At 42.8% G+C, this 15,804-nt stretch carries 10 protein-coding genes; 8 read left to right on the forward strand and 2 right to left on the reverse strand.

The annotated features are described in order from the left end of the window. Entirely contained in the window at window positions 1-903 is a 903-nt protein-coding gene (locus BPR_RS19390; RefSeq protein ID WP_013279585.1) for an AraC family transcriptional regulator, read from the reverse strand. A 185-nt stretch (window positions 904-1,088) separates the two neighbouring features. Here BPR_RS19390 and BPR_RS00930 point away from each other — a divergent pair, with 185 nt between their 5' ends. Next, entirely contained in the window at window positions 1,089-3,095 is a 2,007-nt protein-coding gene (locus BPR_RS00930; protein ID WP_013279586.1) for an alpha-glucuronidase, read from the forward strand. Window positions 3,096-3,099: 4 nt separating this feature from the next. On the opposite strand, the gene BPR_RS00935 is transcribed toward BPR_RS00930, so the two are convergent. Then, on the reverse strand, window positions 3,100-3,963 hold the full coding sequence (locus BPR_RS00935) for an AraC family transcriptional regulator (RefSeq protein WP_013279587.1): 864 nt from the start codon (window positions 3,961-3,963) through the stop codon (window positions 3,100-3,102). Between the two features lie 227 nt (window positions 3,964-4,190). Here BPR_RS00935 and BPR_RS00945 point away from each other — a divergent pair, with 227 nt between their 5' ends. The 7 genes from BPR_RS00945 to BPR_RS00975 all read left to right on the forward strand — a co-directional run bounded on the left by BPR_RS00945 (window position 4,191) and on the right by BPR_RS00975 (window position 15,802). Beyond that, window positions 4,191-7,049, forward strand: a complete 2,859-nt coding sequence (locus BPR_RS00945) for a glycosyl hydrolase 115 family protein (RefSeq protein ID WP_052301774.1) — start codon at window positions 4,191-4,193, stop codon at window positions 7,047-7,049. 15 nt (window positions 7,050-7,064) lie between these two features. After that, window positions 7,065-8,006: an ABC transporter permease gene (locus tag BPR_RS00950; protein ID WP_013279589.1), complete on the forward strand. Its 942-nt coding sequence runs from the start codon at window positions 7,065-7,067 to the stop codon at window positions 8,004-8,006. Between the two features lie 15 nt (window positions 8,007-8,021). Beyond that, complete coding sequence (locus BPR_RS00955; protein ID WP_013279590.1) at window positions 8,022-8,894, forward strand: carbohydrate ABC transporter permease; 873 nt, start codon at window positions 8,022-8,024, stop codon at window positions 8,892-8,894. 301 nt (window positions 8,895-9,195) lie between these two features. Further along, entirely contained in the window at window positions 9,196-10,920 is a 1,725-nt protein-coding gene (locus tag BPR_RS00960; RefSeq protein ID WP_013279591.1) for a type 2 periplasmic-binding domain-containing protein, read from the forward strand. Between the two features lie 201 nt (window positions 10,921-11,121). Then, window positions 11,122-11,592: an IS200/IS605 family transposase gene (tnpA, locus tag BPR_RS00965; RefSeq protein WP_013279565.1), complete on the forward strand. Its 471-nt coding sequence runs from the start codon at window positions 11,122-11,124 to the stop codon at window positions 11,590-11,592. Window positions 11,593-11,845: 253 nt separating this feature from the next. Further along, complete coding sequence (locus tag BPR_RS00970) at window positions 11,846-13,975, forward strand: glycoside hydrolase family 3 C-terminal domain-containing protein (protein WP_013279592.1); 2,130 nt, start codon at window positions 11,846-11,848, stop codon at window positions 13,973-13,975. A gap of 348 nt (window positions 13,976-14,323) precedes the next feature. Continuing rightward, window positions 14,324-15,802, forward strand: coding sequence for an L-fucose/L-arabinose isomerase family protein (locus BPR_RS00975; RefSeq protein WP_026662132.1), 1,479 nt, complete (start codon window positions 14,324-14,326; stop codon window positions 15,800-15,802). Window positions 15,803-15,804 lie beyond the last annotated feature (2 nt).

The following is a 15,804-nucleotide window of genomic DNA, read 5'->3' on the forward strand; positions in this document are numbered from 1 at the left end:
TTAGGAATTTGCTCTGTCGGGACTGGAGTCCGCTCCGGTCCTGTAGAGCTTACGGTATTCAGTCGGAGAACATTTGTTGATATCTTTAAACACACGGTTAAATGTGGATAAGCTAAAGAATCCTGACTGAAGTGCAATGTCCATTACAGACAGATCGGTATCACCGAGTAGTTCCTGGGCCATCAGTACACGGCGTTTTGTGATGTACTGGTAGCAGGAAACTCCCATGTAGGCTTTGAAGAGTCTCTCAAAATGGAACTTGGAGAAGCCAGCAAGATCAGCGAGCTGTTCAACTGTAAGGTCATCTGATCTGTGGGAGTCTATGTAGTTGGTAACTTCAACAAGTTTATCAATATTCTTGTACTGGGAGTCGCCGGTGTCTCTGTTAGGAATGGCATCATTTAAGTGCATACTGCCAATCTGGGCAAGGATGAGCGAAACCAGTGAATAAACTGAGATCTGCAGAAATTCATCCTGCTGACCGTAGAGTCTGTCGATTTCCCAGAAATAGTTCTGGAGACGGGCAACCTCAACAGGATACAGATTCTGACTGATGTGAGTATATGGCGGCAGTGTCTTGATGAGCGGAACAAGTGATGAAACCTGAGAATAGGTTGCAAGGTCGAAGAGAAGTATGAGCTTCTCGCCGCCCGGAGCATCGGAAATATATTCGTGCAGAGTTCCCGGAGCAATCATCATGATATCACCGGGCATACAATTTACAACTGCGGATGAATCGTTGTGGAATTTAACCTTCAGCGATCCTGACAGCAGCAAAATAAGCTCCACTTCGTTATGCCAGTGGAGAGGGTAGTTGGCAAGATCGTTATGATACAGGAGAACACCCTTGAGCGTATCATAAAAAATATGTTCCCTTGATTGCGCGTTTATATCGTGTATCATTTTGTACTCCCGGATAAATGATATTTGGTATCGTTAGATTGTGATTTATAAATTAAGGTAATAGATATTTTAGCACAGGCGAATGGTTTATGCATATGATATGTAGATAATTGTGAGAACACGAAGTTATGGAGCAATTCGTATATCATTTATTAAAAGATAAAGAGTGAGGAAGGAAAGGTATTATGGAGAGTAGGGGATGGTCACAGCTATGGCTTGATTATGAGTCAAAGTTTGCCGCAAGTGGTGTGGCAAACGGGACCGAAAGAAAAATAGTCATTGAATGCTCGGACTTTGATAGGAATAACCGTGTTATTAAAAGTGCTGTAAGCGAGTTAAACAGAGCATTTGCGGATGCTACAAAAGAGGTTAAGATCTCTTTTGTCAGAAATGAGAAAATCGCAGCACAGGGTTATAAAGTTGGAAATATTATAGGCGGAAGCCTGAATAAACCTCAGGATGGTGACGGCTTTATAATTGAAGCTTCTGACGAAAATGGCTTATTATACGGCACTTTTCACCTGATCAGAGAAAAGCTTATGGGCAGGGACTATCCTGATATAAGTGTAAGCTGTGCTCCATCAAACCCTCTCAGAATGATGAATCACTGGGATAACATGGATGGCAGCATAGAAAGAGGCTATTCAGGAAGATCATTTTTTTACGCTAATGATGAGATAATTGTGGATGACAGAACAGTTGATTATGCGCGATTTATGGCCAGTATTGGTATAAACGGAATAGTTATCAACAATGTTAATGTTAAATGGGCAGCAACTGACCTGATCACAACCAGATTTTTTGACAAGGTTAAAGAGCTGTCTGATATATTCGAAGATTACGGTATCAAGCTCTATCTGTCTCTTAACTTTGCTGCGCCGATTGAGCTTGGAGGACTTCCAATCTGCGATCCTCTTGATGAGCAGGTAAAACAATGGTGGAAGAATAAGATAAAAGAGGTTTATGATCATCTTCCAAATCTTGGAGGATTCCTGGTTAAGGCAGATTCCGAGGGAAGACCGGGACCATTCACTTACGGAAGAACTCAGGCGGATGGTGCTAATATGCTGGGAGATATTATTGCTCCTTATGGCGGGATCATCATCTGGAGATGCTTTGTATATAACTGCACTCAGGACTGGCGCGACACCAAGACAGACAGGGCAAGAGCCGGATATGATTATTTCAAAGGTCTTGATGGGCAGTATCATGACAATGTAATTCTGCAGATCAAGAACGGACCTATGGATTTCCAGATAAGAGAGCCTATTTCTCCTCTTCTGGGTGGACTTACCCAAACTAACCAGATGCTGGAAGTGCAGATTGCACAGGAATACACAGGACATCAGATTGACTTATGCTATCTGATACCGATGTTTAAAGAAATTCTTGGATTTAAGACATATTGTAAGTCTGACAATGACACAGTTGCTGATGTTGTAAGCGGCAGGACAATGGGAAATAAGCTTGCCGGAATGGCAGCAGTTATAAACACAGGTAATGACTATAACTGGACAGGAAATGATCTGGCAGCAGCCAACCTTTACGGCTTTGGAAGGCTCTCTTTTGACACAGAGCTTTCTGCTGAAGAAATAGCAAGAGAATGGGTTAAGCTGACCTTTAACCTGGAGCAGGAACTTGAGGATAAGCTTGTGGATATGCTCTTAAGATCTAGAGAAATCTATGAGAAATATACAAGTCCTCTTGGAATAGGATGGATGGTAACTCCGGGAGACCACTATGGCCCTAGCGTTGATGGATATGAGTATTCCAGGTGGGGAACTTACCACAGAGCTGATCATCTTGGACTTGGAGTTGACAGAACAGATAAGGGTACAGGCTATGCACAGCAGTACTATCCACAGAATGCGGAGATGTACAATGATCCTCATAAATGTCCTGAAAATCTCCTTCTCTTTTTCCACCATATTCCATACACATGGAAGCTTTCAAGTGGACAGAGCCTTATCCAGTACATCTATGACAGTCACTTTGAAGGGTATGAAGAAGCCAGAAAACTGGCAGATGAATGGAAGAGCTTTGAGGGTAAGGTGCCGGAGCGTGCCTATAACTGTATCTCACACCGCTTTGATTTGCAGGTAAATAATGCCCATGAGTGGTGCGATCAGGTTAATTCATATTTCTATCGTAAGAGCGGTATTGCGGATGAGAAGGGACGAGAAATCTTCTGATTGATCAGGTATCGTCCTTGTGGGATAACTGAAACTGCTTTGGCGACATGCCAATCTGCTTGGAGAAGCGCCTTGAAAAGCTGGAATAGTTATTGTATCCAACCATAAAACAAACATCATAAGGAGAATAGTTCTGGAGTAATAATCTTTGCGCCAGAACTATTTTTTTGGCATTAATGTAGTGCTTAAGCGAGTCTCCTGTAGCTTCACTGAATACGCGGCTGAGGTGATCGCTTGAGTAGTGAAGGGCAAGAGCCATGCTGTTAATAGTGATATCCTCTTTGATATTCGTATCGATATAATCAAAAATCCTGGAGACCACCTGGGGCATGAGATTGTTCTTGGGAAGAGGCTTGGTATTAGAGGAATACTGGAGTGCTTTTAGCAGAAATTCCACAAGAAGAGCCTTGGCAAGTACGGTGTGGCCAAAGTCTGTGCTGTCCATGCACCTGTTGAGCCTCTCTGCCAGTTCTATAAACTCAGGAAGTGCTTCCTCCGGGATTACGAGATGATTCATATTGGGAGAAGATGCGCTTCTAAAAAGCGTGGAAAAATCAGTATCTTCATCTCCGAGTTCGTTTAAATACTCGTACTGAATGTTGATAACCACACGCTCATAGCTGTTAATATCTTCGAGGTCAAGGCCGTGGAAGACCAGAGGACTTGTAAAGAACATATCCCCTCTTTTCATCTTGAAAATATCGGGTTCTATCATGATATTAACATCCCCGTGCAGAAAAAGAACTATCTCATAACCGTCGTGGTTATGAACAGTTTTAATATCACCGGGTGTTACGCGGGCAGTCTTGTGCTCGCAGATATATTCTCTGTCAATCAGACTATATGGGCAATTCAGATCTTTTTTCATAGAAATCCCCCAAAAAATGGAAATAAGAATAATCAAACTATTTGATCAATTTAGAACATGTGCAACATATATAAACAAAATTTCTGAAATGCATATACTGTTGTGCAACATTATATCGGAAAATGCAAAAAAATTCTATCTTTTTGTGTATTTATATAGAAATCCTATACTTTATAGTGATTATTATAGAGGAGATGAATATAACACAGCAGAGTGGGGGACATAAAGTGGCTAAGGTAAGTTTTGATAACAGAATAATGTTTACTTACGAAGCCAAATCTTTTCCCGGAGTTAACAAAGTGGCCGAGCTTGTGCGGGAAGATATTTGTCTTGTCACAGGCTTTAGGGCAGGAGAATACGTTAGAGGCACAAGGTGCAAGAATCTGATAATCTTCGGAACTGTGGATAAGAGCGATTATCTTAAAGAGCTTGATAAAAGTGGCCTTATCAGATTGAACGATATAAGGGGCAAATGGGAAACCTACAGCTTTCAGATAGTAGATGATCCGTATCCGGATGTTGATCATGCTCTCGTTATAGCGGGAAGTGATAAGAGAGGAACAATTTATGGCTTGTTCCATTTATCGGAGCTTTTGGGAGTTTCTCCTTTTGTTAACTGGAATCATTGCTATCCGCGAAGAAGAAAAAATGTTGTTCTGACAGATGAATGTAACATGGTATCCAAGGAGCCATCTGTCAGATACAGAGGCTTTTTTATAAATGATGAATGGCCGGCCTTTGGAAACTGGGCAACGGAGCATTTTGGCGGAATTAATGCCAGGTGCTATGAGAAGATTTTCGAGCTGCTCTTAAGACTCAAAGGCAATTATCTGTGGCCTGCCATGTGGAAATCAAATTTTAGCATGGATGGACCAGGGCTTGAAAGCGCAAGGCTTGCTGATGAGTATGGTGTAGTCATGAGCACATCTCACCATGAGCCATGTATGCGAAGTGGCGAGGAGTACGGAATTCTCAGAGGCAAGGATTCGATTTATGGAGATGCCTGGGATTTTATATCCAACAAAGAAGGCATTACGAGATTCTGGAGAGATGGCCTTGTCAGGAATAAGCCTTTTGAAAATGTGATAACTCTTGGTATGAGGGGTGAACGAGACTCACGAATCCTTGATGAGGATTCTGGTCTTAAGGAGAACATTGATCTGTTAAGGGATGTTCTTAGAACCCAGAACTCACTTATAAAAGAAATTGTGGATAAAGATCTGGATAAGGTTCCACGGCAGATGGTTCTTTTTACGGAGGTCGAGGAATTCTTTTACGGGGACGGTAATACAAAAGGGCTTATGGGAGATCCGGAGCTTGAAGGCGTTACCCTCATGTTGAGTGATAACAACTGTGGATATACAAGAACACTGCCTGATGAGAGTATGCGGGACCACAAAGGCGGTTATGGAATGTATTATCACCTTGATATGCACGGCGGACCATATTCTTATCAGTGGATCGGTGGAGCGTATCTTCCGAGAATATGGGAGCAGATGACTCAGGCCTATGAATATGGTGTCAGGCAGATTTGGGTGGTAAATGTCGGAGATGTTGGGACTCAGGAACTTGGACTGTCTTTCTTTTTGGACCTTGCCTATGACATTGACAGATGGGGCGGCTCTGACTCACAGGTTACAAGAGATTATATAGACATCTGGACTGAGAAACAGTTTGGAGCCATGATGCCTTTATCCGGGCGCAACAAGGCCCGGAAGATCATTTGGGATTATACACAGTTACTTGAAAAGAGGCGTCATGAAATAATGAACGCTCACGTGTACCATCCTCTTCATTTTGGAGAGGCACAGGAAGTACTTGATGTTTCGGATGAGATATTAAAGGAGGCTGCAGCTTTAAGAAAGCGCATTGAAGATAAAGATCTTTCTGCATTTATTTCTCTTTTATATTATCCCGCCTGTGGCACAGCCAATCTGATGAAGATGTGGATACTGGCCGGGAGAAATGAACTGTTTGCAAGCCAGAACAGAATTGAAGCCAATGAACTTGCCAAGGAAGTTGAAGAGTGCTTCCGCGAGGATGAGAGGCTGATAGATGAGTATGAATCAGTCGATGATGGATATTACAAGGGCTTTGGGCGATCCGAGCATATCGGTTTTGTTAACTGGAATGATGAGGATAACAAGTATCCTGTGAGATTTCTGGTTCATGGTGCAAACAGTCCCAGAATGCTACTTTCAAGAAAAGATGATGAGCATTACATGACAGGTCTTTTCTGGTGCGACAGACCTCAGACCTGGAAAGATTTATTAAGGCCTGATGTGAATAGCATAGAGTTTGATCTTATAAATGGCAGCGAAATTCCTTACAGATTCATGATCAGAACTGATTGCAAATGGATGAGCTTTAGTAAGACTGAGGGTGAAGTCAAGGTCAGGGAGCGGATAACATTAACGGTTGATAAAGCTCTTTTAACAGATGAGACAACCGGTGAGTTTACTGTAGAAGCTGAAGATTATAGTAAAGCCCGGGTCACAGTTATGGCAGCGCCTTATGGAAAATATGGTAATTGCAAAAAAGGCGTGTTTGTTGAATGCGATGGTTACATCTGTATGGAAGCAGAGCATTTTGCGGACAGCTTTGAAGTAGATGGGGCACGCTTTAAGGTTTTAAAGCCCTATGGGCGAAGCGGAAGTGCTATCAAGGTATATCCTGTGACCAGTGATTTTGCAAATGCCAAAAAGAGACCATACACTGAATATCATTTTATGATTCAGGAAGAGGGCGAGTACTATATCTGCTTTATGCTTGCGCCTACAACTCCAGTGACCTTCAAGCCGGAGCAGTATCTGGGGTACTCCTTAAATGATGGGGAGATTTGTATTCTTAATACTGTTGCGGATCCGGGCAGACCTTTCTTTTTGAGCCCGCAATGGGAAAAAGAGGCGATAGAAAATGTCAAAAAGGTCGAGGATAAGGTCTTTTGCAGAAAGGGAGTTAATATCCTGAAGTTCTATGGAATGAGTCCGGGAATAGTTTTGGAAAGAGTTGTTCTGGTAAAAAGAGGCGTGAGGCTTCCTGAGTCCTACCTGGGGCCAAAGGAAAGCTACATGCAGGGAGAATAGTTTTTGGAGGAGAAGATGGCTAAGAATTCGGGGAATAAATCGAAAGCTAAATTTAGCGTTTACATCAAAAGATACTGGCAGTTATATGCCATGCTATTTCTGCCACTTTTGTATCTTGTAGTTTTTAAGTATGCACCAATGATCTATGTGCAGATTGCGTTTAAGAAGTACAGCCTGGTACAGAGTGTATGGGAACTGCCACTTGCCAAGAATCACGGTTTTGAGTATTTCATTCAGGCATTTAAGAACAACGATTTTAAATATGCTCTTAGAAATACACTTACACTTAACCTTTTGGATCTGGTATTTGGATTTCCGGCACCTATCATTTTTGCTCTTGTCTTAAATGAGCTTTGCTTTACACGTTATAAGAAGGTTGTACAGACAATAGCCTATATGCCGCATTTCCTTTCATGGGTCATCATTTACAGCTTGGCACTTCAGCTCCTTGCTCCAAATGCAGGTCTTGTAAATATGATCATCAAGGATCTTGGCGGAGAGGCGATCCCATTCCTCAATGACGAGGCACACTGGATCGGAAGCTATATCGGATTTGGTATCTGGCAGAACTTTGGATGGGGATCAATTATCTATCTCGCTGCAATCGCAGGAATAAATCCTGAGCTCTATGAGGCAGCAGCTGTGGACGGAGCAGGAAGATTTCGCAAGATGTGGCACATTACACTTCCCGGAATCAAGCCAACTATCGTAGTTCTCCTGATAATGAGCCTTGGAAATATCCTTGGCGGTGGGTTTGACAGACCATTCGCATTCCAGAATAACCTTGTAATGAGAGTTGCTGACGTTATTGCAACATTTGTGTACAGAGTAGGTATCAAGGGACTTCAGTTCTCCCTGACTACAGCGGTAGGCTTGTTCCAGTCACTGGTTGGCGTGTTCTTCCTGCTGATGGCAAACTTCATCTCACGTAAGCTCGGTGAGAGAGGAATATGGTAAGGGAGGACAAAAGAGATGAAGATTAAATCAAATGCAGACAGAGCATGGGATATAGTGTTCGTTATCATCTGCCTTATAGTGAGCGCGATGTGCGTGATCCCTATGCTGAATCTTCTTGCCAAGTCACTTAGCGCGACAGATTTTCTGGTAAGAAATGAAGTTTATATAATTCCAAAGGGTTTTAACTTTGATGCATATGCAACTGTATTAAAGGATTCCAAATATATAAGAGCGTTTGTATGGACAGTGTTTCTGACTGTGGTTTGCACAATACTCTCACTTACAATGACAACGCTCTGCGCATATCCTCTTATATTTGAGAACCTGCGAGGAAGAGGTTTTATAAACGTATTTATAACGATCACGATGTTTTTTAACGCAGGTACGATTCCTAACTACCTGCTGATGCAGAAACTGGGACTTCTCAGTAACCCGCTGGTTCTGATTATCCCCGGTGTTATGAGCGTTTATAACATGATCATCATGAGGAGTTTCTTTTACGGAATTCCTGATAGCCTGCGTGAATCAGCTGAGATTGATGGAGCGTCTTTCTTTAAGATATTAGTGCTGATCTACCTTCCGCTTTCCAAGCCTGTTATGGCTACACTGGCTCTTTTCTATGCGGTAGGAAGATGGAATGGTTACTCTGATGCTCTTATGTACATGAGAGATGACAAGTTCTACACATTACAGCTTCTCTTGTACAACATCATCAATAACATAAATCAGGTAGAAGTTGCTACACAGGAAGGCTTCTCAGCTCCGGGACTTGCGGAGTCCTTAAAGGCAGCGATCGTAATGTTCTCAACAGTTCCGATCCTGTGCATTTATCCTTTCCTTCAGAAGTACTTCATACATGGAGTAACTCTCGGAGCGGTGAAGGAGTAATTCTGAATCACTTACCGACTACAAGTGCACTGACTGAGTTATCTTTAATTAACTTAAGCAGTATATAGATTTATTTACAAAGAAATACAATCTCTGCACTTCTGATGTAGTGATACGAGAGGAGTCGACCGCAAGTACATGCATAAGGAACGATTTTAGTTCTATGGAGATAAGACAAAACCTTTGTTTTGGCTTATCGGAATGTACAGAACTATGAGTGACGTTGCATGTATTGTGGGAGATGGTCTATATGGTACCAACCCAGTAGTGGGATAATTATTAATATAACGGAGGTAGAGTTATGAAGAAAAAGGTATTATCCATGTTTCTTGCATCTGCAATGGCACTTTCTATAGTGGCCTGCGGATCATCAAACAGTGGCGCTGACACACAGCCTGCAGCAAGTGAGCAGACTCCTGCAGCAGAAACAAAAGAAGAGGCAGCGCCTGCAGCAGAGACTGCTGAGCCGGAAGTGGCTTCAGAGCTTACAGATGGTAAGTTTGCGGACACAAGAAAGATCACAGTCGAGATTTACGACAGAGGAAATGACGGCGGTTCAGATCCTGAGAACAACATGTACACAGAGTACATCAAAAAGGGAATGCTTGAAGAGCATAACGTAGAAGTTACTTTCAAGAAGGTTCCAAGATGGACAGAGGTTGATGATATCAACAACCTTCTTGCAGCAGGAGAAGCTCCTGATATCTGCGTAACATATTCTTATCCAACAGTTCTCACATATGCTCAGATGGGCGGTGTTATCGACCTTAGCGAGATGATCGAATCTTACAAGGGAGAGCTTCCAAACCTTTGGGGATGGCTTGGTGAGACAAACATGCTCTGGGATAAGGATCCCAAGACAGGTACTGTTTGGGCAATCGAAGGTAAGAGAGCTGAACAGCAGAGAATCGTAACTTTTGTTCGTCAGGACTGGCTTGATAAGCTCGGACTTGAAGCACCTAAGACAACTCAGGAATTCGAAGATATGCTCGTAGCATTCAAGGATAACGCTGATAAGCTCCTTGGAAGCGATGCTTCTAAGCTTGTTCCTTTCTCAACAAGCTATGATATCGGTTGGAGAGCATCAAACCTTATCACATCCTACATGGATCCTAATATTACAGATAAAGAGTATTACATCAACGGATTCGATGACAGAATGGTTACACAGACTTCTACCAAGGAAGCTGTAAGACTTCTCAACAAGTGGTACAACGCAGGCCTTATGTGGAAAGATTTCGCTCTGTATGGAAGCGGAGACACAACAGAGGATGACATGATCAAGGCTGGTTACGTTGGTGCATTCCAGCACAACTGGGATTATGTATTCAGAAACGGTGAAGATTCAATCAATGCAAACCTTAAGAGAAACGTTGGCGAAGATGCTAAGTTTGTTCCTGTAGATTGCTTCCAGAATTCAGCTAACAAGTATTCTAAGTGGCTGTACAGCTCAGCAGGCGACAGAAAGATCTTCTTCCCTACAACAAACACAGAGCCTCTTGCATCTCTTCTTTATCTTGATTTCATTTCCAAGCCTGAGACAATCAAGTACCTTCAGGCAGGTGATGAGGGCGTAACACATGAAGTTCTTGATAGCGGTGCTATCCAGATCATTGCTGCAACAGGTGATGCAATCCAGAACTCAGGTAAGAACATCGACTACACAATCACATGTAACGGAACAAACTTTGGTGATGAGAAGCTTGCTGCTCTTTCACTGGCATATGGTTATGCAGAAGCTGATCCTGAGCTTGTAGATCAGGCTAACAAGATTGCTATGGCAGATGGCCTTGAGCCAAAGAATGTTAACGTTGGTGAAGTTACAGCTGAGGCAGGTGTTGGTGATACTCTTTCATCAAAGAGAGATCAGATTTATGACAACGCTGTAGTTGCTGCAGAAGCAGATTTCGATTCAACATGGGATAGCTTCATGTCAGATTACCTCTCAGCAGGTGGACAGGCTATCATTGATGAGCGTACAGAGAAATGGGCTGAGTACTTCGGCGATGCTGATATGCTTCCATAAATCTTAAATAATTTAGAATTTTATGAGATTGCTTTTGGGCGTGACCTATCTGGTCACGCCCATTTATTTGTGTAGCATCTTTTAATAAACCCCCTGCTCTGCAGGGGGATAACAGCTGCTTCAGCTTACAGTAAAAAACCTCCCGTGATAGAATTACTTACGGTTCGCCAACCAAAGTAAAATCACAGGAGGTAGTCCAAAATGGACATGAATAGTTTATCACACACAAAATGGGAGTGTAAGTACCACATAGTATTTGCACCTAAGTTCAGGAGAAAGGTTGCATACGGTCAGATCAAGCAGGATATAGCAAATATTCTCAGTACATTATGCAAGAGGAAAGGTGTAGAAATTATAGAGGCAGAAGTATGCCCAGATCACATACATATGCTGGTAAGGATCCCGCCGAGTATGAGTGTATCAAGCTTCGTAGGCTACTTGAAAGGAAAAAGTACGCTTATGATATTTGAGAGGCATGCAAATCTCAAGTATAAGTACGGCAATAGACATTTCTGGTGCAGAGGCTATTATGTAGATACTGTAGGTAAGAATGCAAAGAAAATTGAGGAGTACATAAAGAATCAGTTAAAAGAGGATTTAGAGTACGACCAAATGACACTAAAAGAGTATATTGACCCGTTCACGGGTGAGCCGGTAAAGCAAAACAAATAAAAATGAGCCCAGGGGGCTCTGTAGGAAAATGATGTTGCGGCTGGCGAACCATTCGGCGAGTCTTTAGACTCAGTGCCGGCAACAGGCCCTTATAGGGCCAGAACAAACCACCGGCTAAGCCGGTGGTTCTGATTTTTTAGAAGTCTTTTGCCGCAAGTATTAAGAGTAGGAAGGCAAAAAATGGTAAGAAATGACAACCCTTCTATGTGAGAATAATAAAAGTAGATTACACATGTATTAGAAGGGAAATAATATGAACAGAGAAGAAGCAAGAAAGCGTGCTAAAGAGCTTGTTGCCAAAATGACTGTTGAAGAGAAGGCTTCACAGCTTCGTTATGATGCGCCTGCCATTGATAGACTTGGTATCCCCGCTTATAACTGGTGGAATGAAGCACTTCATGGCGTTGCAAGAGCCGGCACAGCCACAATGTTCCCACAGGCAATCGGCCTTGCGGCAGCATTTGATGAAGAGCTCATGAGTGAAGTTGGCGAAGTAATTGCTGAGGAAGCTCGTGCCAAGTACAATGAGCAGTCCAAAAGAGAAGACAGAGATATCTACAAGGGACTTACTTTCTGGGCTCCTAACGTTAATATATTCCGTGATCCACGCTGGGGCAGAGGTCACGAGACTTATGGAGAAGATCCATTTCTTACCAGCAGACTCGCAGTTCCATTTGTTAAGGCAATGCAGGGTGATGGCGAGTACATGAAGGCTGCTGCATGTGCCAAGCATTTTGCAGTTCATTCAGGTCCTGAGGGAGAGAGACACTTTTTTGATGCCAAGGCTTCCAAAAAGGATTTGGAGGAGACATATCTCCCGGCATTTGAGGCTCTTGTAAAAGAGGCAGAGGTTGAGGCTGTAATGGGTGCCTACAACAGAACAAATGGAGAGCCTTGCTGTGCAAACAAGCCTCTCATGGTTGATACACTTAGAGGTAAGTGGGGATTCCAGGGTCACTTTGTTTCTGACTGCTGGGCTATCAAGGATTTCCATGAGAATCACAAGGTTACATCAAGCCCTGAGGAATCAGCTAAGCTTGCTCTTGAGATGGGATGTGATCTTAACTGCGGATGTACTTATCAGTCCATCATGAATGGTGTAAGGGCCGGACTTATTGATGAGAAGCTTATCACTGAGTCTTGCGAAAGACTCTTCACTACAAGATTCCTTCTTGGAATGTTTGATAAGACTGAGTTTGATGAGATTCCTTACGAGAAGGTCGAGTGCAAAGAGCACCTTGCAGTTGCCAAGAGAGCAGCAAGAGAGTCAGTAGTACTTCTCAAGAATGACGGACTTCTTCCTCTTAATAAGGATAGTATTAAGACAATTGGTGTAGTTGGACCAAATGCCAACTCAAGACTTTCACTTATCGGTAACTACCACGGAACATCTTCAAGATATATCACAGTTCTTGAGGGTATCCAGGATAAGGTTGGAGATGACGTACGCGTCCTGTATTCAGAAGGCTGCGACATTTTCCAGAATAACATCAGTAATCTTGCTGATCCTAATCTTCCTGACAGATTGTCTGAAGCTCAGGCAGTTGCAGATCACTCTGATGTAGTTGTTGTAGTTGTAGGACTTGATGAGAACCTCGAGGGTGAAGAGGGCGATGCAGGTAACCAGTTTGCATCAGGAGATAAGATCAATCTTAATCTTCCTCTTTCACAGAGACAGCTTCTCAACGCAGTTCTTGACTGTGGTAAGCCTACGATAGTTATAGATATGGCTGGTAGTGCTATTGATCTGTCCAAGGCCCAGGATGAGGCTAATGCAGTTCTTCAGGCATTCTATCCCGGAGCAAGAGGTGGCGCAGATGTGGCCGATATCCTCTTTGGAGATGTATCACCATCAGGTAAGCTTCCTGTAACATTCTACAAGTCAGCTGACGATCTTCCTGACTTCAAGGATTATTCCATGAAGAACAGGACATACAAGTACTTTACAGGCACACCACTTTATCCATTTGGATATGGTCTTACATATGGTGACTGTTATGTTAAGCCAGATTATGACTTTAATGTTAAGTATGCAGATGCAGACAAGGTTTCTGGCGCTGAGATCACTGTGACAGTTGTCAACGATGGCAAGCTTGATACAGATGAAGTTGTACAGCTTTATATCAAAGATATGGACAGCTATTTCGCTACAACTAATCCAAGTCTTGTCGGATTTAAGAGAGTTCACGTTCCTGCAGGCGGTGAGACCAGGGTTACTCTTACAGTTTCAGAGAAAGCCTTCACTTCAGTAAATGAAGAAGGTGAGAGAGCAGTCTTTGGCAAGAACTTCAGATTATATGCCGGAACTCAGCAGCCTGGCGCTCGCTCAGAGGAACTCACAGGTCATAAGTGTATTACAGTAGATTTTGCAATAGCAAGGTAATGTGAGACAGCGTAATAAAGAATTGTGTTTAGAGATACATGTATTAGCAATAATGGTTTGGTTTGCAAGAATGACATGTATTGATTTCAAAATAACATAAATACAAGTTACAAGCAAATTGAATAATTTTGTATGCAATTTTTCTACGTTTTGTCTGCTTGTAATTTGGCTATCTATGACAGATAATTAGTATCGTCAACAAATGTATACAAGTGCAAAGTTGTATTTTTTCATTATTTCAGTTGGCAGATCAGGTACAACGCACATGTGTATAGACCAAGCAGAACCAAGGGGTTCTTGGGAGATAAAGTTTTATTTATGCGCAATAGCGCGGGAAAGGGGATTTTTATGATTAACATTCCAGAAGTTAAAATTGGACTTGTTGCAGTAAGCCGTGACTGCTTCCCAGCATCACTTGCTGTCAACAGAAGAAAAGCATTAGTAGAGGCTTATAAGAAGAATTTCAACGACAAGGACGTTTATGAGTGCCCTGTTTGTATCATTGAGAGCGAGACTCAGACACTTGAGGCTCTTGAAGATGTTAAGAAGGCAGGATGTAACGCACTTTGCGTATACCTTGGAAACTTCGGACCAGAAATTTCTGAGACACTTCTTGCTGAGAAATTTGATGGACCTGTAATGTTCTGCGCAGCTGCAGAGGAGTCACAGGGTGACCTTATCGATGGCAGAGGAGATGCTTACTGCGGAATGCTCAATGCAAGCTACAACCTTCACCTTCGTGGAGTTAAGGCTTACATTCCTGAGTATCCAGTTGGAACAGCTGATGAGTGTGCTAAGATGATCAACGAGTTCGTACCTATCGCAAGAGCTCTTGATGGACTTGCTAACCTCAAGGTTATTTCATTCGGACCTCGTCCAATGAACTTCCTTGCTTGTAACGCTCCTATTCAGCAGATCTACAACATGGGTGCTGAGATTGAAGAGAACTCAGAGCTTGACCTCTTCGAGTCATTCAACAAGCATGCAGGAGATCCTAGAATTGCAGAAGTTAAGGCAGACATGGAGAAAGACCTCGGCGCTGGTAACAAGAAGCCTGAAATCCTTGAGAAGCTTGCTCAGTATGAGCTTACACTTCTTGACTGGATCGAAGAGCACAGAGGCGGCAAGAAGTACGTTTGTATCGCTGGTAAGTGCTGGCCTGCATTCCAGACACAGTTCGGATTCGTTCCTTGCTATGTTAACTCAAGACTTACAGGCAGAGGAATTCCTGTATCTTGCGAAGTAGATATTTACGGTGCAATCAGTGAGTTCATCGGAACATGCATTTCTGATGATGCTGTTACACTTCTTGATATCAACAACTCTGTACCTGCTGATATGTACGAGCAGTCAATCAAGGGCAAGTTCGACTACAAGCACACAGATACATTCATGGGCTTCCACTGCGGAAATACATGCACAAGCAAGCTTTCAAGCTGCGAGATGAAGTTCCAGAGAATTATGGCTAGAAACCTTCCTGAGGAAGTTACACAGGGAACACTTGAAGGAGATATCGTTCCTGGAGATATCACATTCTACAGACTTCAGAGCACATCTGACAATCATCTTAAGGCTTATGTTGCACAGGGTGAAGTTCTTCCTGTTGCTACACAGTCATTCGGTGGTATCGGTGTATTCGCTATTCCGGAGATGGGAAGATTCTACAGACACATTCTCATCCAGCACAACTTCCCTCACCACGGAGCAGTTGCGTTTGGTCACTTCGGAAAGGCTCTCTTCGAAGTATTCAAGTATGTTGGTGCTGAGGTTATTGGTTACAACCAGCCTGCATCACTTCCATACCCTACAGAGAACCCATTCGCGTAAAG

The sequence above is a fragment of the Butyrivibrio proteoclasticus B316 genome, assembly GCF_000145035.1.
In the GTDB taxonomy this organism is placed as follows: domain Bacteria; phylum Bacillota; class Clostridia; order Lachnospirales; family Lachnospiraceae; genus Butyrivibrio; species Butyrivibrio proteoclasticus.